Source organism: Corallococcus sp. AB018 (assembly GCF_003986945.1).
In the GTDB taxonomy this organism is placed as follows: domain Bacteria; phylum Myxococcota; class Myxococcia; order Myxococcales; family Myxococcaceae; genus Corallococcus; species Corallococcus exiguus.
On record NZ_RAWR01000087.1, the window covers coordinates 1 to 18,090 of the forward strand.

General features: G+C 68.4%; 22 protein-coding genes. 1 reads left to right on the forward strand and 21 read right to left on the reverse strand.

Annotation, left to right across the window (positions count from 1 at the left end):
- Positions 1–1,081: 1,081 nt before the first annotated feature.
- From D7Y11_RS19550 to D7Y11_RS19620, 15 genes are all read right to left on the reverse strand, one after another.
- A complete protein-coding gene (locus D7Y11_RS19550) occupies positions 1,082–1,312 on the reverse strand; it encodes a hypothetical protein (protein WP_121755039.1) in 231 nt (76 codons plus the stop codon).
- 5 nt (positions 1,313–1,317) lie between these two features.
- The gene (locus D7Y11_RS19555; RefSeq protein ID WP_121755040.1) at positions 1,318–1,710 is read right to left on the reverse strand and encodes a gamma-glutamylcyclotransferase; all 393 of its coding nucleotides are present in this window, start codon (positions 1,708–1,710) and stop codon (positions 1,318–1,320) included.
- On the reverse strand, positions 1,707–2,147 hold the full coding sequence (locus tag D7Y11_RS19560) for a gamma-glutamylcyclotransferase family protein (protein ID WP_121755041.1): 441 nt from the start codon (positions 2,145–2,147) through the stop codon (positions 1,707–1,709). Before D7Y11_RS19560 ends, D7Y11_RS19555 begins: the two co-directional genes overlap by 4 nt.
- An 86-nt stretch (positions 2,148–2,233) precedes the next feature.
- The gene (locus D7Y11_RS19565) at positions 2,234–3,193 is read right to left on the reverse strand and encodes an amidoligase family protein (RefSeq protein ID WP_121755042.1); all 960 of its coding nucleotides are present in this window, start codon (positions 3,191–3,193) and stop codon (positions 2,234–2,236) included.
- Between the two features lie 289 nt (positions 3,194–3,482).
- Entirely contained in the window at positions 3,483–3,821 is a 339-nt protein-coding gene (locus D7Y11_RS19570; protein ID WP_126934438.1) for a hypothetical protein, read from the reverse strand.
- Positions 3,822–4,092: 271 nt separating this feature from the next.
- On the reverse strand, positions 4,093–4,704 hold the full coding sequence (locus D7Y11_RS19575; protein WP_126934439.1) for a DUF2924 domain-containing protein: 612 nt from the start codon (positions 4,702–4,704) through the stop codon (positions 4,093–4,095).
- Positions 4,705–4,818: 114 nt separating this feature from the next.
- Positions 4,819–5,043: a hypothetical protein gene (locus D7Y11_RS19580; protein ID WP_120582248.1), complete on the reverse strand. Its 225-nt coding sequence runs from the start codon at positions 5,041–5,043 to the stop codon at positions 4,819–4,821.
- A 71-nt stretch (positions 5,044–5,114) separates the two neighbouring features.
- A complete protein-coding gene (locus tag D7Y11_RS19585; protein WP_126934440.1) occupies positions 5,115–5,411 on the reverse strand; it encodes a hypothetical protein in 297 nt (98 codons plus the stop codon).
- A gap of 145 nt (positions 5,412–5,556) precedes the next feature.
- A complete protein-coding gene (locus D7Y11_RS19590) occupies positions 5,557–5,994 on the reverse strand; it encodes a hypothetical protein (RefSeq protein ID WP_126934441.1) in 438 nt (145 codons plus the stop codon).
- A gap of 7 nt (positions 5,995–6,001) precedes the next feature.
- Positions 6,002–7,915, reverse strand: coding sequence for a hypothetical protein (locus tag D7Y11_RS19595; protein WP_126934442.1), 1,914 nt, complete (start codon positions 7,913–7,915; stop codon positions 6,002–6,004).
- 64 nt (positions 7,916–7,979) lie between these two features.
- Positions 7,980–9,317, reverse strand: coding sequence for a phage tail protein (locus D7Y11_RS19600; protein WP_126934443.1), 1,338 nt, complete (start codon positions 9,315–9,317; stop codon positions 7,980–7,982).
- 9 nt (positions 9,318–9,326) lie between these two features.
- Positions 9,327–9,722: a hypothetical protein gene (locus tag D7Y11_RS19605; RefSeq protein WP_126934444.1), complete on the reverse strand. Its 396-nt coding sequence runs from the start codon at positions 9,720–9,722 to the stop codon at positions 9,327–9,329.
- A gap of 4 nt (positions 9,723–9,726) precedes the next feature.
- On the reverse strand, positions 9,727–10,422 hold the full coding sequence (locus tag D7Y11_RS19610; RefSeq protein WP_126934445.1) for a hypothetical protein: 696 nt from the start codon (positions 10,420–10,422) through the stop codon (positions 9,727–9,729).
- 7 nt (positions 10,423–10,429) lie between these two features.
- Positions 10,430–10,960, reverse strand: a complete 531-nt coding sequence (locus tag D7Y11_RS19615) for a hypothetical protein (RefSeq protein WP_126934446.1) — start codon at positions 10,958–10,960, stop codon at positions 10,430–10,432.
- Between the two features lies 1 nt (position 10,961).
- Positions 10,962–12,491 carry a baseplate J/gp47 family protein gene (locus tag D7Y11_RS19620; protein ID WP_199753751.1) on the reverse strand — a complete coding sequence of 510 codons (1,530 nt, stop codon included), beginning with the start codon at positions 12,489–12,491 and terminating at the stop codon, positions 10,962–10,964.
- Between the two features lie 1,232 nt (positions 12,492–13,723).
- Between D7Y11_RS19620 and D7Y11_RS19625 the strand changes: the two genes are divergently transcribed.
- Complete coding sequence (locus tag D7Y11_RS19625) at positions 13,724–14,227, forward strand: hypothetical protein (RefSeq protein ID WP_126934448.1); 504 nt, start codon at positions 13,724–13,726, stop codon at positions 14,225–14,227.
- Positions 14,228–14,282: 55 nt separating this feature from the next.
- On the opposite strand, the gene D7Y11_RS19630 is transcribed toward D7Y11_RS19625, so the two are convergent.
- Genes D7Y11_RS19630 through D7Y11_RS19655 form a run of 6 tightly spaced genes read right to left on the reverse strand, consistent with a single transcriptional unit; the run spans position 14,283 to position 18,084 of the window.
- Positions 14,283–14,669, reverse strand: a complete 387-nt coding sequence (locus D7Y11_RS19630; RefSeq protein WP_126934449.1) for a hypothetical protein — start codon at positions 14,667–14,669, stop codon at positions 14,283–14,285.
- 10 nt (positions 14,670–14,679) lie between these two features.
- Positions 14,680–15,354: a hypothetical protein gene (locus tag D7Y11_RS19635; RefSeq protein WP_126934450.1), complete on the reverse strand. Its 675-nt coding sequence runs from the start codon at positions 15,352–15,354 to the stop codon at positions 14,680–14,682.
- A 7-nt stretch (positions 15,355–15,361) separates the two neighbouring features.
- A complete protein-coding gene (locus tag D7Y11_RS19640; RefSeq protein WP_126934451.1) occupies positions 15,362–15,940 on the reverse strand; it encodes a phage baseplate assembly protein V in 579 nt (192 codons plus the stop codon).
- A gap of 10 nt (positions 15,941–15,950) precedes the next feature.
- A complete protein-coding gene (locus tag D7Y11_RS19645) occupies positions 15,951–17,234 on the reverse strand; it encodes a phage late control D family protein (RefSeq protein ID WP_126934452.1) in 1,284 nt (427 codons plus the stop codon).
- Positions 17,231–17,572 carry a hypothetical protein gene (locus D7Y11_RS19650; RefSeq protein WP_126934453.1) on the reverse strand — a complete coding sequence of 114 codons (342 nt, stop codon included), beginning with the start codon at positions 17,570–17,572 and terminating at the stop codon, positions 17,231–17,233. The genes D7Y11_RS19645 and D7Y11_RS19650 overlap by 4 nt, the downstream gene beginning before the upstream one ends.
- Positions 17,572–18,084: a peptidoglycan-binding protein gene (locus tag D7Y11_RS19655; RefSeq protein WP_126934454.1), complete on the reverse strand. Its 513-nt coding sequence runs from the start codon at positions 18,082–18,084 to the stop codon at positions 17,572–17,574. Before D7Y11_RS19655 ends, D7Y11_RS19650 begins: the two co-directional genes overlap by 1 nt.
- Positions 18,085–18,090: the final 6 nt, after the last annotated feature.

Below are 18,090 nucleotides of genomic sequence, written 5' to 3' on the forward strand. Positions count from 1 at the left end.
GCTGGGCGGTGGCCGTGGCGCGCTCGCGCTCCGACGCGAGGAGACTCGTTTCCGGTTGCCCAACTGGCGTTGGCGCCCCAGGTTCGGAGGTGCCGTCCGCGCCTGCTGCCCCCTTCTTTCGCACCCACATGCGAGGGGCCGGGGTGACGGTGGGGGGCGGTGTAGCAGGCGCGGCGTCGGCCTTGGGCCTGCGTCCGCGCGGGAGAATGACTTCGGGGACGCTGTGAGGCGCGGCGTCCTCCACCCAAGCGGAGTGCAGGCGGTCCGTGGCCACCATGAGGCGCCGCTTCTGGTAGTGCGCCGCGCAGTAGCCCTGGCTACGGTGGGGGCGCTTGCATCCGATGACGGCGCATGCCCTGGCCGTAGGCGCGGGAAGCGGGAGCGGGAGCGGGCGCTGCGGTTGCGCGGGGGGCAGAGGCCTTGCGTCGTGGCTTGGGTGCTGGCGCGACGCTGCCTGCTGGGGCCCCGGGGCGAGGCGCTTCGCCACCTGGGCCAGTCTCGCGACGAGGCTGGCGATTGGGCGCGCCACCTCCTCATCGAGGGCGGCGCGGAAGGACGACTCAAGAGAGCCCGTGGGCTTCCGAGCGGACGGGCGCAGCGGTTCCTTCGTGGAGGGAGGTGCGCCGTGAGCCTTCGAAATGGGAGTGCGCGGGATTTTGTGCATGCGTGGCTTTGATCGCATTGCTGTGTATTCGGGGCGAATGCGCGTTGGGACGGCGGGTGATGATTACCATCCTCTGGGCATGTGTCGTAGTCGAGCAGTGCTTAAGTGGAGGAGGGGGCGCCTTGGGGGACAAAGGGCGAAAGCGGAGTACCGACGAGCAGAGACCGCGGTGCTGCACGTGCTTGGCGCCGAGGAGGTGTTAAAGCTCGCGGAGACCCAAGACTCGCTGTGCGCTAATACTCCGGTGCAGGAAGCACTGCGGGAGTGAGTTGCTCGCTGCGCGAAAGCTGCCTCTCCGCAGTGGCGAGCACCACGCATGAGGCGCGCTTTCCAGCCGTGTGTGAAACATCCGGTGAAACAGGAGCCTTTGGCGGGCGGATGGGTTCAGGCCGCATGGGCATGCCATGACAGCCTGACTCATCCCCGCGCCGCCAGGCCCTCACGCAGCATCTCATCCACGAGCGAGGCGGCCTTCTCCTCGTCGGTTTCGCCCTGTACGCGCAACTCGGTGGACTCGAAGCGCTGGGCGTTGCCTACCACCCAGTTGATGTACTCGCCCAAGGACAAGCGCTCCACGCCGAAGGCGATGTCCTGCATTCCCTTCACGATTTGGACGGCAGTGCCCTGGAGGACACGCCCGTCGCGCATGACAATTACCATGACTTCCTCTCCTTCAGGTGCCGACGCCAGCAACCGGACTCGATGATGGGGCGGCCAGCCAACCGCTCCTTGGGAAGCAGGTATGCCTCGACGCGGCCGGCACGGTCGAGGGCAATGGACGTGCGCTGGTAGAAGCGAGGGTGGCCCTCGAGCCTGTCGAGCGCAGCCAGCATGAGCGCGTCGACTTCGTACACCTCTCCTTTGACGGCGTGCTTGCCCCCGGCCGAGAGAGCGGGGAAGGGCCCGTAGTCGTAGAGGGTGAAGCGGGGACGTGTCCGCGCCGGACCGATGAGGCGTGCGCCACGCAGGAGGCCGTGGTTGGGTTGGCCAGACAGCAGCGTCCCGTAGACGAAGACGCGCGTGGCTGAGGTTGAAGCGCGCTTCACGCCGCACCACCCAGGGCGTCCGCGAGCGCGGCACGGTTGAAGCCCAGGCGCCCGTAGGCGTGCCAGAGGACGAGGAAGTAGCGGGCGGCGGGAGGCCAGGATTCGAAGCGCGCCTCGGGCTGGAGGTACACCAACGCGCGGCGGCGGTGGCCGGTCCTGTCCGCCACCAGTCGCGTGGAGCGCCGGTATGAGAAGGGGTGCCCCTCGAAGACGTCGAGGGCGCGCAAGTCCTCCGGGGTGAGGCGATACAGCAACCCCTCGACGTGGGCACCGCGCACGCGCTGGAGGCTGGCGACGGCACCACCCCAGCGGCGGCTGTACCCGCCAAACACGAGGGTGTGGCCGGGCAGGGTGGCCCGAGCTTCGACGGTGGCGCCAGGGCAGCGCGTGCGCATCTGGGCCCTGTCGAGGTTGGAGCCGTAGGCGAAGTAGAGCATGGGGATTCTCTCGTGGAAGGCGGGCGCGTGGCCCGCCGTTGTCGTGGCTGACCAGGGCCCCGAGGGGGCCCGGCGTTGAGGCCGCTTCAGGCGGCCAGGGCCTCATGGGTGCTGCCCTGGGCGCCGTTGCTGCCGCCCTGTGTGCCCTCGCTGCCGGGCGAGCCGTCCTCCTCCCCTCCCGAGCCGCGCCTGTCGCGGCGCTGGCCCTTCCAGGCTGCGCTGCCCTCCAGCTTCTTGAGGAGGTGGGTGCGGGCCGTCTTGAACTCCTCGCCGATGAGGCCCAGGTGGAGGAGGAACACCCGGAAGTCGTACTTCGCGGTGGCGGGGTTGAAATCGCGGCGCTTGCTGGAGGCGGCCTTCGAGGCCAGGGCCCGGGCGGCCAGGGCGAGCACCAGTTGGACGTAGGCCTTCACCTCGCCCGCGTGCACCGTGCCGTTGAAGTACCGGAATTCAATGGTGCCTCGGAAGAAGAGGCTGTTGAGGTTGAGGCCATGGTAGCGGCTCTGGTCGTAGCGTTGCGGGGAGAGGTTGCGGCGTCCGTACCAAGCCTCATTCACCTCCTGCAGGGTGCGCGGGCGCCGGGCCTCCAGCCGCTGGATGAAGGCCGCGTCGATGGGCCGGCAGTACCGGGCCAGTCGCGCCGCGCTCACCCCGAGGGCCGTCTCCAGGAGGCGCTCCTGCTTGTGCACCATCTTCACGAGGTTGGTGACGCCCTTGGCGTCGAAGCGGCTGCCGTCGACGTGGATGTGGATGCCTGTCGACGAGTCCGCGCGGGCGCCGGCCTCGCGCGCGGCGCGCACCACCTGCTGTAAGGCGTCCATGTCCTGGTAGGTGAGAATGGGGGAGACGATTTCGCCGCTGTATTCGCCCCCGCTCAGCGAGCCGTCCGGCACCACCTTCCAAGTGCGGCCCTGGGCGTCCGTCACCTGCCAGCCCCGGTAGTCGCCGGAAACCTGCCCACCCACCGCGCCCTGAATCGCGTGGGCCAGCTTCTGGCGGCTGGCGCCAACCGTCTCAATCTCAATCCCAAACCGGAGCGTCTTCATGGGGTTTGCCTCTCGCATTCGCGCGGGGCTGCGCCGCCCGTCGCGAAACACATACACGCTCTGGTGTGCGAATGAAGCAAGTCCGCTTCGACGGTCAGGAAGGCGGATTTGGGTGTGTCTTGGATAGTCGCGAGGACACGCGGGGTTTCGCGCCGGGCGCCTGTGGAGGAGCGTGGCCAGTCCGCCCGTCTTGGGGGCGGTAGGCGGAATTCCAGCGTGTGTGATTGCCTCGGCAGGCGGGACGGGGAAATCCGCGCGGTGCTCCGACGCGGATTCCCCTTTGCACCGCTCAGCCCAGCAGGGTGTTGAGGAGCATCATCCCGCGCATGGCCTCGGCATGGTCCCCTTCGGCCAGCTCCAGGTAGATGCGACCGCGGTTCGGCTCCGAGAGGCGCTCGCTCTGCACGATCCACCGCTCGCTGGCAGGGGTGTTCAGCTCCAGGCTGGCGGCGAAGGTGTGGAGCAACGCGCTCATCTGCCGGTGGGTGGCGCCGGACGGAAGGAAGATGTCCAGTTGCGGCTGGGGCGTGCCGGAACGGCTCTTGCCGAGGTTCAGGGTCAATTCGGCGCTGCTGAACTCAATCACCTTCATCGGGACAACGTGGAAGGGGGAGGCCGTGGCGCTCATAATCGGTGTTCCTGTGGGTTGGCGCGGTGCTTTGTTGCCCGTCGCGAAAGGCATACGCGCTCTGGTCGGCGGGTGTATCAAGTCCTCTGTGGTGGTTTGTGACCTGTGTTTGGGAGTAGGTATGCCTTTGCAGGGGCCTCTTCCCTTGCGCCTTCGGGTGGCGTGAGGCATGTCGCCCTTGTGTTGGGCGGTGGGCGCCCCGCGAGCGCCCTACGAAGCGCCACCGACACGCGAGCCTCGGTGGCTTGTTGCCTCGTCGCCATGGCGGGCCTCACCCCTCTTTCGGGGCAAAGTGCGCGGCGGCTTCGGTGGCACCCATCGCCTTGAGTTCGCGGTGCACTGCGCGCATGAAGAAGCGCGTTCGGCTCGGAAGGCCCGCGTCGCGCCAAGCCTTGTCCAGGGCCGCCAGCGCCTCCGCGTCGAAGGAGAGGGGGATGACGCGCTTGCCGTCCTCGCGGACCTTCGCCTCGCGCTCCGGGCGTGGGCCCACGGTGACTCGCCCAGCCTCCGCCTCCCGAATCTTCCACTTGAGGTAGTCGACGTCGCTGCTGCCCGTCGGCCGTCCGACGACCTCAAGGTACTTCGCCTGCAGCTCCTGGACGGACATGCCGGCGAAGCGTCCGCGCCCGTGGGCATGCTGCGTGACGTCCGTCGTGGAGGCGGCCTGTGGCGCAGGCGCCGGAGGTGCGCTGGGAGGCGTGGCCGTCGCCCGGTGGGTGGGGCTACGCCGCTTCTTCGCGGCGAGGGTCTCCTCAATGCGACGGATGAGGTACTTCTTGTTGGGGCTGCGCGTCTCTTCGCCCACCACTTCGAGGTAGCGGGCGCGCAGCTCCGTCAGGTTCATGGACTCCAGCTTCGTCTTCGGGGCGGTGGTGCGGGACATGGTGGTGTTTTCCTTTCCGGGCCGTGGGTACACGTCTGCCGTTCACGAGGGCGGCCCGGTGGCCCTCGTGCGCTGCTGCCCTGCTACGCGGGGCGTGGGTGGTGAGAGGAGGCGCTACTTGCTGCGGGCGCTGCTGGCGGAGCTCAGGCCGGCCTGGTAGGCCGCATTGAGGGCCTCCTTCAGGCGCCACACCGCCACTTCGTGGAAGTCGAGGCTGTCGCTATTGCGTGTCTTTAGGGTTTCGATGTTCAGCGTCTCGCGCGCGATGCGCTCAAGGGTCTCTTCGAGGGCCGGGTCGGGCTTCGCGGTGCCGACAGGGCGGGACTTGCGGGGTGTCATTGTTTCGTCCGTCCGTGCGCCTTGGGTGGTGCGCGTGAGGCATACGCGCTCTGTTTTTCGTGTGTGGCAAGTCATTCTCCGCGAGGCTTTTTCAGGTGCGCAAAGCACTCAAGGTCGATGGCGCGAGGGTCGACATGTACGAAGCTGGTGTTGCCATTCCAGTTGACGGGAGCCGCGTCGATGCGGTCCTCGGCCGTGACGCCGCCGAGGCGAGCCAGCTTCTCGTCGGTGTCCGCGTAGTAGTCGTTCGAATCCGGGTCGGCGTCCGGGCGGAGTCCGCCGCGCAACACGGCGAAGATACGGACCTTCTTCCCGTTGAGACCGGGGATTTCATTGCCGAGGTAAGTGGTGTCGAGGCCGATGACCATGCGCGTCTCCTGGCGCGCAGTGGGCAGCGCGCGAAGACATACACGCTCTGCTTGCGAGGCATAGCAAGAGGAGTGGAGAGGGATTTGGGGCGCCTCGGGGCGCGGCCGGCGTAAGGTGTCCTCTGTTTTTGCTGGCAGTGTATGGCTATTGGCTGGAGTCCTCTGGGGCGCGGGGCTGCTCGTCGGGCGGCATTTCGATTCTCAGGCCCCGAGGGAACCAGCGCTCCCGAGCCTCCTGTGTCAGGGGCTGCGTCACCACCTGCGCGGCGGTGCCCCCCTTCGGCTTGAGCGCCCTGTGGAGGCGCCCGCGCTGGACGAGCTCGGCGTGGAGATGGCCGACGAGGAGCCGGTGCAGGTGGCCGAAGCTGCCAGGCGCTGGATGCTCCGGCTCGCCTTCGGCCGCGCGGATGAGGAACTCGGAGGAGCGGCAAGAAGCGCATGGAGGAAGTTGGACGAGGCCGTCGTCCACGTCCTCACGGCGGGAGACGCCCACCTCCAGGGAATCGAGGGCGGAGCGGTTGTTGCTGTCACACCGCGTGCAACGCTGCAGGACGTGTGTCTCGGCGATTTCGAGGAGGGCCATGGAATCCTCAGGCGATGGCGATGTACGCGCCGAACCAGTACGTGGCTCCAAGCGCGGGGATGGTTTGGTGGCTGTAGAAGGCGAAGCCGTCCCGGTCCGGCACCAGGATGGTGGGATTGCCGGCGAAGCCGCCGCCGGTGGCGTAGGGGGTGAAGGTGATGGAGGAGGGCGCGGTGGGAAAGCGACTGCGGAACGTCACCGAGCCGCCGCCAGCAAGGAAGTCATGCGCGACGGTGTCGCTGTTGCAGTACTCCAGTCCGAAGCGGCCCTCCTCGCGCAGGCCACTGCCCGTCAACTCGAAGGCGGAGTTGTTGGCGGCAGTGCCCATGGACAGCCTCCAAGTGCGCGTCCACGAGGAGAAGGTGGCGGCCATGCTGTTGTCGTGGAGGAACTCGGCCTCATTGCGTGAGAGGCGGAAGCCGCCAGCTGAGAGGGCGGTGTCGTCCCGGGCCCAGGCGGTGCCATTCCAGTTGGCATTCAGCGTGAACCACACGGAGGCGTTGTCGGCGAAGAGGCGCAGCCGGCAGGCCGAGCTGCCAGCACCCCGGGAGTCAAAGAGCAGGACGCGACCGGAGCCCAGGACGGGCTGGACGATGGCCTTGTGCTGGCCTGCCGCTGTCTCGTTGCCGCGGAAGTGCCCACCGCTGAAGGCCCCGAGGACTTCGTTGAGGGCCGCCTCGACGGTACCTGCCGTGAGGAGATCGCCCGTGTCCGCGACGGAGACGGCGGAGGCTGCGTGGGCCCCCGCCCCCTGGGTGACGTGTCCGTTGAGGAACCCCAGCAGCGCGGCCACCTGCTGCCGCAGATTGCCAGCGGCGAGGGAGTGGGGAGTCCCGGCGAGCGTGTCTCCTCCGACGCGAGACGTCCCGGGGCTTCCGGCTGTCGTCTCACCGAGGCGGGTGACGACCTCCTGCAACTGGGCCTGCACGCTGGTGCTGCTGACGTAGCCGTGGGGCGAAGCGCCGATGGCGCTGGCGTGGTGGGCCCCGGTCGCCGCGCCCTGGTGGGCGTTGACGAAGCTCAGCAGCGAGGAGAGCTGCGCATCCACGGTGCCCGCCGGCAGGAGGTTGGGTGTGCCAGGCACCGCATCCGCGCCTACGCGCGAGGCGCCCGGCGTGCCAGCGACGGCCGAGGAGAGCTTGTCGACGACTTCGTCCACGGCTTCCTGCACGGTGGTGGAGGAGATGAAGCCGTGGGGCGCGTAGTCGACGGCACTGGCCTCGTGTCTCCGCGTGTCGCCGGAGAAGTGCCCGGCGAACTCGCCGTCCACCGAGTCCAGCGTCGCCTGAACCGTCTTCGCGCCGGGGCTCAGGATGTCCCAGGCGCCGCTCTCCACAGCCACGGAGGTACCCCGCGCGAAGATGAAGGCCTGGCGGCGAGAGGTGTCCAAGTCCGCGGCGAGAAGCTGCGTCTGCCCGGGGCGGCGCCGGACGTCACACAGCAGCAACTCGTCGGGCTGGAGGGCGGGCTTGGGCGCCTGGCCGACGGGGCCCTCCGGGGCCTGGCGCACCAACAGCTCGAAGGACTCGTCGCGGCGGAAGTACACCTGCTGGGAGTTGCCGTCCGTGCGCGGCTCGGACAGGAGGCGGGTGAAGCGCAGGAAGATGCCCAGCCACCTCTCGCTGCCGGCCGTGGAGACGTCGGTGGGGATGCCGGAGACGTCCACCGCGCAGTCCACAGTCTGCCCGGTGCCGAAGAAGATCCGCTGGCCGAGGTTGTCGTAGGCGCGGCCCGGGGCCGTCAGGTCGACGGAGAGGTTGGGCACAGGGGAGTGCGGCGCGGGCACCGCCCCGGAGATGACGCCGTGGACGCCCAAATCCGAGGCGAGGTTACGGTCCGCCTGCTCCAACTGTGAGAAGGCCAGGTCCAACTCGGCCTCCGTCACCTTCTGCCTGAAGAAAAAATCCAGCCTGTTGCTCATGTCTGCACCCTCCAGTGGAGGGCAAAGGCAGGGCGCGAGGAATCGGGGACAGGCCGGGCGGACGTCAGTGCAGCGTCGTCGTCTCGCCCAGTTCGCTGAGGCCCAGCTCCCAGTGCTCGGGGAGAATGGGCGGCAGGGGCTCCACCAGGTCCACGAAGTGGGTGTGCGCGGGCTTGAGGTACTCGACGAGGGTGCGCAGGCGCTGGCGCTCCGCGAGTGTGAGGAGGCGGTCGACCTCGACGTTGAAGGCGTAGCGGGCGAAGCGCTCCGAGGGCCCCAGCACCCAATCCTCCCCCAACTCGGACTCGCCCAGCACGAGGGTGTCCGAGGCGAAGGGGGAGATGGCCCGCACCTCGATGCCGAGGAAGAAGCGGATGGCGTTGCGCAGGCCCAGCGCTGTGCCCTTCTGCTGGTACATCTCCACGAGGATTGCGGCCAGGCGGCGCCTGGCGAGGACGTCCAGCTCGAAGGCGAAGGGGTTGCCCAAGTCCTGGAGGATGGCGTCCAGGAAGGACTCCGGCGCGCGCTCCAGGTCGAAGACGCCGGGGAAGGCGTCCAAGTCGGAGAGCAGCAAGTCCATCACCTCCTGCAGACAGGAGATGAAGCGGTGCAGGTCGCCCGTCACGTCGTCGCGGCGGTTGTGGCGGGGCAGCATGTCCCAGAGCTGGAAGCCCCGGGAGGGCGGCCGCGCTGGACGGAAGCCCGAGAAGGCGGCGCGGTGGTAGGGGGCGAGCACCGGGTTGTCGTGCGCGTCCGTCACTCCCTCCACGCGCACTTCGTACACCACGTCCGGCGTCAGCTCCGTGTCGAGGACGAGGTGGACGAGGGGGCCGTCCACCTCGTCCTCGATGGAAGCCACTGGGACTGCGGGCGCGCCGCGAGGCGTGAAGGTGAAGCGCGCCGTGGGTGGCACCCGCACGTCCTCGTCGAAGGCGAGGCGTACCGACTTGGGCCCCGCGGCCTGCGCACCCACAAGGCGTGGGGCCGTCCTGTCCTCCACGGTGAAGGTGTACGTCTCGTCGAGGAGGTGCTCGCCGCCGGCCGTGGCCGAGACGACGCGGACGGAGACGGTGGCCTGGCTGGCCAGCGGCACCGCGGGGTGGAGCACCACACGCAGGGTGTCCGCCGTCTGCGTCACCTCCGCCAGAGGCCCCACGAAGGCGGCTTGCACCTCGACGCTGTCCCCGCCCGCAAAGGCGAGGACTCCGTCCACCCAGACGCGCGTGGCCGTTCGGGCAATGCCGTCCGTGCCGACGTCCACCAGCTCCAGCTCCAGCGCGGCATCGACGGGGACGTCCTCCTCCCCGGGGCCTGGAGCGCGGTTGAGGAGGAGGGGGCGGCGCGTCTCGGCGACGAGGGAGACGGTGTCGACGTAGAGGGCGGGCAGCTCAACCGTGGCCATAGCGACACCTCACGGGGAGACGAACTCCAGGCGGACGCCCACCGTGTGGACACCGGAGAGCTTCGAGACGTTGGCGACCAGGTCCGTGACGAGGCGCTCGCGGCCGGAGCGCCCGAGGCAGCGGGCGTACTTCACCCCGTCGACGACGAGGGACGCTTCCCAGGCCAGGCCCGCCGGGACGCCTGGAGGCACACAGAGGCGCAAAGCGGTGCGGACCAGCTCCACGCTGGTGACGTCCACTGCTTGCGTCACCTCGGCGAAGTCCCCGAGGGCCAACTCGAAGCGGCGCCCAGGCTCCTCGTCTCCGAGCACGAAGAGGTACTCGCCCGAGGCAGGCGTGGCCCGCTGGGGCCGAATGCGGCCCTGCCCCAGGCCCAGGCGACTGGTGAAGGCGGTGAGGGCCATGGCTTCACACCTGCCGGGAGAGCTCGAGCGAGTCGAAGTAGGCCCGGCGCGTGACGTCCCGCACCGCGAAGCCGAAGCCTCCACGGCCGGAGGTGAGGGGTTGGCTGCCGGAGTTGATGCCGAGGGCGTCGTCGATGAAGTCGGCCATGCCTGGCACGGGCTGCCAGTCGGGAGGCGAGCCTAGCGGGTGCGCGGCCAAATCACTCTGGTAGGTCTTGAGGACGACGTCGCCGTTGGCGTTGACGATGACGTCCAGCCGCAGATGCAGCCAGGTGCCCTGCGAGAAGCTGGCCGAGGACTTCAGCAGGACGCCAGGGCCGTCCGCGTCGGGCAGGCCCGTGGCCACCGCACCCTTGCGTAGCACCACCCGGTGCGGCTCGTCGTCGGAGAGGCCCAGGAGGTAGGCGGAGTCGTTGACGGAGGTGCCCTGGCCGCAGAGGAAGAGGAAGGGGGAGAAGCCGGTAGGGCCTCCACCGGGCCCGCGCTGGATGCAACCGCGGATACTCCCGCCCCTGGCCATGGGGGCGAAGTCAGGGAGGTTGGCGAAGAGTGCTACGGCGCCCTGCGCGGCGGAGAGGGAGTTGAAGGCGAAGAGGAAGTTGCCACCGCCCGGGGGACGGGCAATGCCCGCCGTTACGCCCCTGTCCACGGTGGCGATGTCGAGTCCTCCATTGAGGTAGGTCCAGTCTGCGCTTGACATGGTGTCCTCACTGCGTGGCGGCTAGAGGCCACCTGGTGTCGAAGTCCTCGGTGGGCTGCGTCGTATTGAAGAGGGCCACGCGCGCCGTCACGTCTTCCCAGCGCCAGGCGTAGGCCTCGTTGGTGTGCCATCGCTGCTCGAAGTCCTCGTGCGGCGAGTCGCTGAAGAAGCCCTCCACGGAAGCTGCGGCCACCCATTCCGTGAGGAAGGGCCCTTGGCCCCACGTCTCGACGACGCTCCCCTCGAAGCGGTGCGGGACGAGCTGCGCGGGCGGCAACTCGAAGAGAAAGCCGTCGTTGTCCCAACCTCGGGAGAAGGACTCGAAGCCCTCGCGCTGGCCGGAGAAGAAGGCGAGGGCCACAGGGACGTCGGAGAGGGCGGCGCGCCACACGTACCAGCGCTCGAAGTCCTCGCACGCCTCCTCCGGCACACCGAAGCCCGCCAGGGCTTCGAGGTGCGTCACCGCCGTCAGCGTCCAGTGCGCTGCCTCGCCGGGGTGGCCGCCCGCGTCCTCGAAGCTGGGGTTCAGGAGGGCCATGTCAGAGCAGCCTTCCGGTGTCCCCGTCCTGCAGCGTAACGCTGCCCAGCACCGGCAGCTCCCGCACTGTCAGCTTCACGTCCGCGGGCAGGCCGTTGAGTGTCAGGTCCATGCGCGCGTCCCCCATCTTCCGGACGCCGGGTACGTCGCGGATGACGTTGAAGACGTCGGACCAGGCCACCTCTCCGGCCGGGAAGCCCTGGGCGTCCTTGAGGTTGAAGCCGAAGTCGATGCGCGGGTTGGGCGTGCCGTCCAACTCGCTGACGCGGAAGTGGGAGGCGAGTGCCTGGCGGACGCGCGAGGCGACGTCCTGGGCCGAAGCGCCCTGGCGCAAGAAGAGGCGGGCGGAGACGTCCACGCGCCGGTACACCGGCTCCTGGACGCTCACCTGGAAGGTGAGGGTGCAGGGATAGACTTCCGTCACCTGCCGCAGCACCTGGGCCTTGAGCGCGGGCGTGGGCACCCCGCCACCCTGGGGCACCACGTAGAGGATGCCGGCATTCTCGCCAATGGTGGCGTCCTCGTTGGACGTCAGCATGAGGGCGCGCGCCACGCCGGGCAGGCGCCGGGCGTTGATCTCGAAGTCCTCGCGGGAGACGGTGCGCGTCAGGGCCCGGAGACTCTCGGGGGCGAGCAGCTTCGCGGAAGCCACCGTCTGCCTGTCCGCGCCACCCGAGGCGGGGGTGGGGTTGTAGACGGACACCTGCACGGCGTGGCCGTGGGCGTCCCTGAAGCTCCCCTCGACGACGACGAGGCGCCCTGCGTCCACGTTGCCTGCCGCGCCGCCGCCCGTCTTGTACACCACCGCCACAGTGCCAGCGGGCGGTAGGCCGTTGGTGCCGGTGCCGAAGCGGACTGTGGCTTTGTCCCCCTGGTCGACGCTGACGAGGAAGTGGGCATCGGAGGGACGAGAGTTGAGGAAGGTGTCCACCTCGCTGAAGGCGCCCTGGGCGGTGGACACGCGGGCGGAGCCGTCGAGGTAGGGCGCGAAGTCCAGGCGCGCCTCGAAGTCTGCGAGGCCGCGGGCGTCGAAGAGCTGGGTGTGCGTCTTCGAGTGCTCGACCACCGCGAGGATGCGCGGCGGGTTGGCGCCGGCCGGAATGGTGACGGACGAGAGCAACTGGAAGCGGACGGCCTCCGTCACCTCCTGGGTGCGGACGATGGTGCCGGCGGGGAAGGTGACGGCGGCGGCGGGAGGCTGGGCCAAGCGCAGCTCCACCTCGGCCGTGGCCGCCTGGGCACCATGAAGTCGATAGCCCAGCATGCGCGCCAGGGCGATGACGTTGCGGCGCTGGGTGGCAGTGGAGATCCGCGACTCACGGGCGAGGTTGTCCTGGTAGCTGCCAAGAACGTCGCCGACGAAGGCGTACATCTCCAGCAGGACATTGCCGAAGCTGGCGACTTCGAAGTCGCTCCAGTCGGCGAAGACGCTCTTCACGAGAGCAATGAGGCGCGCGCGTAGGGCGTCGAAGTCGCGGTGGGTGTAGTCGGTGGACGCGGGAAGAAGTGGCACGTCGGCGAAGGCCTCCACCGGGAGACAAAGGCCTTGGACCCACTTCTTCAGGGGACATAGGGATGGCGATTCGAGTCGGGAGCCGCCACGCCACCCCTCTGCGTGGTTCCAGCACTTCAGTACCTATCCCGATTCAATAAAGTCCCGTAAGTCAGCAGCTTGCTGTCGCTCTACACCTGCGAACAGGCGGAGGATACGTCGTGGACATAAAGCCGAATGGCACGATCCACTTCAAGCACGTTTATGCGACGGACATGGAAGACTGGGGCGTTCTAGCCTTCCCACGGGCTCAGGATGCAGCCGAGGCAGGTCGCCGCTATCACCTTGGCGATCCGGTTCTTCTAGCCATTCCTCTCAAGCCCGTGGAAATCGCAGGCCCGGTCCCCGCTGAGGTATGCGGCCGGGTATTTGCTGTTTGTACTCTGGCGGTGCTCGCGAACGCCTCCACACGCGAGATCGCAAATCCGGAGATGGTCCGCCAGTATCCAAATGTGGTCGAGCGGTGGGGCACTGCGCTCCCCATTCGGAGGCTCTGGCGGCTGCACAACCCTCGGCCGTACCACGAGTTCGGGCAGGAACTCGTCGAAGCGGCTCGGACACGAAGAGGCCAGTTGATTCAGTTGGCAGCACCTGCCCCTGCGGCGGAGGTCCGACAATGGCTTGGGTCGGCCCGGTGCGACGAAGCAAAGTTGAGCCACTCAAGCAGGGTCAAGGCGCTCCTCGCTCGCTTCAGCCAAGCCCCGTAAGTCAGTCCAACTGGATGGGGCATCTGACCCTCTGCGTGCGGTTTCCCGACCTACCTGAAGGGGGGAATGCTCCCACTGAGGGTAGGATGGGGTGCAGCAACTGGCGTGCGAATTCCCTTCGACGTGAGGAGGCCCTCCAGCATGGATGCAGCGTGGTTCTGCCCGACGTTCGACTTCCGACGCCATACACCTGACGAGGTGCTACTTCGGGGAACCCGCCTCCTGATTGAGGACATCGGCACCAAGCACGCCGACCATTGCTTCTGCGGCCGGTGTGGCGTGCCGGTTTACAGGTCGCCCACCGACGGGGTGCGGACACTCGGTGGCCGCGTAGCGCGACTGTCGCATTACCCTGGCTACGACCATGTTCTATGTGCCGAGCGTCCATCGAAGGCTAACGCTACGGAGCGCCGCGCCACTCCATCAGGACGCCCGTCCTTTGTTTCCGGGCCAGAGACGACGCTGGTACCCGTTTGGCTGCCAGCCCGCGAAGCACCGCGTGGAATGGGTGGCGAGCTGGGCTCTGCTCTCGACCATGAACGCAAAATGGTTCGGCCGCGCGTTGCTTCAGGAGTCGCACGCTCGCGCTCAAGCGCCCGGGTTACTGTTCAGCAGATCGCGGACAGCCTGCCCTCCCTGCTCGAGAACCCCTTTGCGACAGGGGGGCGACTTCGCGACTTCATCCGTCCCATCCATCTGATTGACGGTGCGGACGATGGAAGCGAACCAATGCTGTGGTGGGGCCGGTTACATAGCGTCAGCCATGGCAATGCTATGAATTGGCTCAACATCCGCACGCGTGACCGCTCCCCTGCAGCTTTCTGGGTGAAGCACAGCGTGGTGCCGAAGTTCCGCTCCGCGTGGGAGGAAGACCGGATTGTCCTCGCCTATGCCTCCTTCGTGAGGGAGACCAAGAATGGGCGCCCGAAGTTGCGCTGGGACATTCACGACAAGGGGCAGATCGCCCTCGTGCCTGAAGGACACGAGTCGTGTTTGACGAGCATGTAGCAGGACATGAGCAGCGTTTGCGGCGTGAGGTGGACGCACGGTGGCTACTCGCGACTCAAGGACCCCGCTGGAGGGGAACGTCGAAGTCCAACGTCGTGTCACCCTCGCGCACGCGCACACGAAGCGTCAGCGTGGCTGCGGCCTGCTCGACGCGGAGCAACTCGAGCTGGACGCCAGGTAGCCATCGAGCGAGAGCGTCACGGACGTACACGCGCGCCAGCTCCGCCAGCACTGTGTCGTTGCGCTGGTGCCGAAGTCGCGAGAGTCCGGCCCCGAAGCTGGTGCGCCAGGGCAGCTCGCCTGTGGAGAGGGGCGTGGCGCCTTCCGTCAGCAGCACCTGTCGCACCTTCGAGGCGAGCAGCTCGGCCCCGGTGCCCGCGGCGAAGTCCCGCTTCCTGTCTCTGCGGAAGGGGATGAGGAGATTCTGGAGCGCTCGACTCATGACATCCTCCTCACGGAATAGGGATGGCCGCGCGCACCTGCTGCAGCGTGCGGACGATGGCGTCGAGGGGGGCAATGGCCTCTTCCAGGGCGCTTCCCTCGAGGCTGGAGAAGTCTGGCACTTGGGGGCCGCCTACCAATCCGAGGAGGACGTTGAGGAGGGCCATAAGCTGGGAGAGGGCGGCCAGGGCCTTGCCGACGTTGGCGGCCTCTTGCGCGACGTTGGCCTCCGCGCAGCCGGCCACCGCCAGGAGTCCTGCGTCTCCAAGCTGGGCGGCGCGCAGCCGGGCCTGCCCGACGCTCGACAGGCGCAGCTGCAGGTGGAGGAGCTGGCCACGGGCGTGGCCCAACTCACCCAAGACGATGTCGATCACGCCCACCACTGCGAGTGGCACCGAGAGCTGGGGGACGAGGCGGAGCAGCTTGGACACCTTCTCGGCCAGGTTCGGCAGAGCCGCGGCGATGGCTGTCGGATCGGGCGGCGGCCCCAGTGCGTCCGGGATGGCCTTCACGACCTCGAAGACGGCCAGTACCGCGCCGATGATGTCGAAGAGGGGCGTGAGCGGCGCGAGCGCCGGCTGGACGGCCTGCAGGAGCTGGTGGTGTTGCAGGGTGGCGCCGCCAGGCAGGGTGAGCGTGGGCGCCTCGGGCAGCGGGGGGATGTGGATGCAGATGGGCAATGGCATGCGGGCCTCAGATCGGCTCAGCGATGGGGCGCACCACACGGCCTGCGATGGTGACCTGGGCGGCCTCCAAGGAGATGGCGCCGACCGCGCGCAGGGTGAGGGCGGTGGTGGCCTCCAGGGTGACGGTGTTCTCCTCCGCGTCGAAGGTGAGGCAGTCGCCCGTCTTCCGGTTGGTGAGCTTCAGCTTCTTCTTCCCCTCGGACTCGTCCAACTCGACGCGGAAGGTGGGCGTGGCGAGGACGCGGTTGTCGGGCGGAGACACCTGAGCTTCTTCGGGGACCTCGCTCTGGCCGCCCGGCTTTCCCCAGTGCGCCGAGAGGTAGTAGGGCGCGTCCACGTCGCCTTGATTGAAAAAGACGGCCACCTCCGCGCCCACGTGCGGCACCGCGAAGAAGCCCGTGCCCTTGGCGCCGCCCCCGGAGGTGCCCAGGGGCCAGGCCCAGGCGGACTCGGGCTCGAGGACACTGGGGATGCACACTCGGACGCGGCCGAGCTGCGCCTCGTCGTCGCGGCTGGTGACGTAGCCCACGTACATGCCGAGGAGGCGCGTGTCATGGGCGAGGATGTCGTCGTCGAAGGTGCTCATGGTGGGCTCGCTACCTGGGGAGACTCATTCCGGCTTCCGGGTCCTCGACACCGATGGGTTGCCCGTCGCGGCGGTACTCGATGTACCGGGTGCCGGTGTCCCGCTCGAAGGCCTCGACTTCCTTCAGTGCCCCAGTCGTTTCGGGTGCGCCGGTGTTGGGCTGACCGCCCTGGGGCTGGCCTTGCTTCTCGGGGCTGGCTTGCTGCCGGCGTCCGGTGCCGTCGCGCGACAGCTTCAAGTCCGTGGTGTAGCCAGACGCGGAGAGGACGTGCTTCGCCTCGGTGACGTAATACTTCCCGGAGAGGAATCTGGAGATGCCGCGCACCTCCACGACGGACTTCGCGCGCAAGGAGGGATTGCCCACCACCTGGAGGGACAGCTTCACAGTGCCGGCTTCCGCGCGTCGGAAGCGGGCCTCGGACTCGCGCTGGGCTTGGGCAGGTGTCGACGCCGAGGTGGGCTGGACGCTGGTCGTGCTGTTGCGGAGCTGCAGCGACGTGGTGCCCGTGCGCTTGTCCACCACCTCGAGGTAGTCCGCGAGAGTGGTGCGCTCCACGGTGGCGCTGCTCGCCTGGGCTTCGATGGTCGCCTTGGCCATGGCGTCGCGGCCACGGACGCCCACCTGGCCCACGCGGCGGCCCAGCTCTGACTCGACGTTGACGGACAGGATGTCGCCCCGGCCCGCGTCTGCGTACCACCACAGCACCTGGGTGGGCGCGGCAGCCTGGTTGCGCGGGCCGAAGGTGAGGCCCTTGTCGTCGACGTGGAACTCGAACTCCTCCCTCGCGGCCAAGCGCCGGAGAAAGCGCGCATCCGTCTCCCCGGCTTGGTGAATGGTGTCGAAGGACTCTCCGGTGTCCTCGACGTGGACGGAGTCCTCTTCATAGCCGTACTCGGCGGCCACCTCTCGCACCACCTGGGCGCGCGTCTTGCCCTTCCAGGTGCGCGTCTTCGCCTCGCGGTGCATGAGGGCGCTGAGCGCCTGGCCCTCGACCGTGAGCACCTGAAAGCCCTTCATCTTTTTCACGACGACTCGCCGCGGCGGGGCCATTAGGCCCGGGTAGCCCCAGGACACCTCCAGCACCGCGCCGCCCACCAACTCGGCCCTGTCGAAGAGCGCCAGGTCGAAGTTGTCCAACTGGAGGGACAGCTTGTCGGCCTTCGTCGCGGAGTCCTCGAAGGTGAGGCCGAGGACACGGCCCTCCAGGGAGAGGGGCTCACCGCTGCGGGCCTTCTCGTGTGCCAGCAGCGTGAGGCGCACGCCAGGCGCGCTCCTGTCGAGGGGCCGCGTCATTCGCTGGCCCTCCGCCGCTGCTCGCTGAGGATGACGTCGGTGAGGACACGCAGCGAGGGGATGTAGAGGCGCCGCCCGACCTCCAGCTCCAGCGTCGCATCGATGATGGGCTCCGGCTGGAAGTCGGCGATGGCCCACCAGAAGCCGCACGCGCGCGGGAGGGGCGCGAAGTAGCGGCCGGCGAGGCCCCAGAGGGAGTCGCCCTGCGCCACCAGGTGGACGCGCGTGTCCGTGTGCGGCTGGAAGCCGTAGGGGACTCTCTCGGTGAGCAGCAGGCGGCCCACTTCGTCCCGGAAGCCCAGGGAGAAGGAGTAGCGGCTGCCGGCGTGAGGAGCCACTACGGCACCTCCTGACGGAGCTGCTCGGAGGTGACGCGGGTGTCCAGCACTTCCTCGAAGGTGACGGTGGCGGTGTAGACGAGGACCCGTCCGTCCACGGCGAGCTGGCGGTACTGGAACTCCACGCTGGCGACGACGCACTCGACGGTGAGGACGCCGGGCCAGAGAACGAGGACCCGCGGCGGTGCTGTCGCCAGCACACCCTCGGTGCCCGCCGGGGGCACGGTGAGCGTGCGCAGGAAGGCGCGGAACTCCATGATGTTGGAGGCGTCGGCCTGCTGCGTGGCGAAGAAGGCGTCGAGATAGAACTCCACGCCTGCCAGCTGCCGGTTGGAGGTGCCCTGAAACTGGAGCACCTGGTGGGAGAGGCCCGGCACTGCCAGGCGGTTCCAGTTCACCAGGAGCTTCTCGGTGAGCTGCGTGGGGTTGAAGAGGCACTCCATGGCCTCGCTGGTGAGGACATTCACGAGGAGGCAGCGAGGAGGACGGGCGAGGCCGGCAGCGATGGACACGTGGGG

What these genes read in the sequence shown, in the direction of transcription:
- D7Y11_RS19590 (WP_126934441.1), bottom strand. Translation starts at nt 5,994, where the DNA reads ATGGCCCTCCTCGAAATCGCCGAGACACACGTCCTGCAGCGTTGCACG.
- D7Y11_RS19570 (WP_126934438.1), bottom strand. Translation starts at nt 3,821, where the DNA reads ATGAGCGCCACGGCCTCCCCCTTCCACGTTGTCCCGATGAAGGTGATT.
- D7Y11_RS19550 (WP_121755039.1), bottom strand. Translation starts at nt 1,312, where the DNA reads ATGCGCGACGGGCGTGTCCTCCAGGGCACTGCCGTCCAAATCGTGAAG.
- D7Y11_RS19595 (WP_126934442.1), bottom strand. Translation starts at nt 7,915, where the DNA reads ATGAGCAACAGGCTGGATTTTTTCTTCAGGCAGAAGGTGACGGAGGCC.
- D7Y11_RS19610 (WP_126934445.1), bottom strand. Translation starts at nt 10,422, where the DNA reads ATGTCAAGCGCAGACTGGACCTACCTCAATGGAGGACTCGACATCGCC.
- D7Y11_RS19585 (WP_126934440.1), bottom strand. Translation starts at nt 5,411, where the DNA reads ATGGTCATCGGCCTCGACACCACTTACCTCGGCAATGAAATCCCCGGT.
- D7Y11_RS19565 (WP_121755042.1), bottom strand. Translation starts at nt 3,193, where the DNA reads ATGAAGACGCTCCGGTTTGGGATTGAGATTGAGACGGTTGGCGCCAGC.
- D7Y11_RS19605 (WP_126934444.1), bottom strand. Translation starts at nt 9,722, where the DNA reads ATGGCCCTCACCGCCTTCACCAGTCGCCTGGGCCTGGGGCAGGGCCGC.
- D7Y11_RS19625 (WP_126934448.1), top strand. Translation starts at nt 13,724, where the DNA reads ATGGGTGGCGAGCTGGGCTCTGCTCTCGACCATGAACGCAAAATGGTT.
- D7Y11_RS19645 (WP_126934452.1), bottom strand. Translation starts at nt 17,234, where the DNA reads ATGACGCGGCCCCTCGACAGGAGCGCGCCTGGCGTGCGCCTCACGCTG.
- D7Y11_RS19600 (WP_126934443.1), bottom strand. Translation starts at nt 9,317, where the DNA reads ATGGCCACGGTTGAGCTGCCCGCCCTCTACGTCGACACCGTCTCCCTC.
- D7Y11_RS19630 (WP_126934449.1), bottom strand. Translation starts at nt 14,669, where the DNA reads ATGAGTCGAGCGCTCCAGAATCTCCTCATCCCCTTCCGCAGAGACAGG.
- D7Y11_RS19640 (WP_126934451.1), bottom strand. Translation starts at nt 15,940, where the DNA reads ATGAGCACCTTCGACGACGACATCCTCGCCCATGACACGCGCCTCCTC.
- D7Y11_RS19615 (WP_126934446.1), bottom strand. Translation starts at nt 10,960, where the DNA reads ATGGCCCTCCTGAACCCCAGCTTCGAGGACGCGGGCGGCCACCCCGGC.
- D7Y11_RS19635 (WP_126934450.1), bottom strand. Translation starts at nt 15,354, where the DNA reads ATGCCATTGCCCATCTGCATCCACATCCCCCCGCTGCCCGAGGCGCCC.
- D7Y11_RS19580 (WP_120582248.1), bottom strand. Translation starts at nt 5,043, where the DNA reads ATGACACCCCGCAAGTCCCGCCCTGTCGGCACCGCGAAGCCCGACCCG.
- D7Y11_RS19560 (WP_121755041.1), bottom strand. Translation starts at nt 2,147, where the DNA reads ATGCTCTACTTCGCCTACGGCTCCAACCTCGACAGGGCCCAGATGCGC.
- D7Y11_RS19575 (WP_126934439.1), bottom strand. Translation starts at nt 4,704, where the DNA reads ATGTCCCGCACCACCGCCCCGAAGACGAAGCTGGAGTCCATGAACCTG.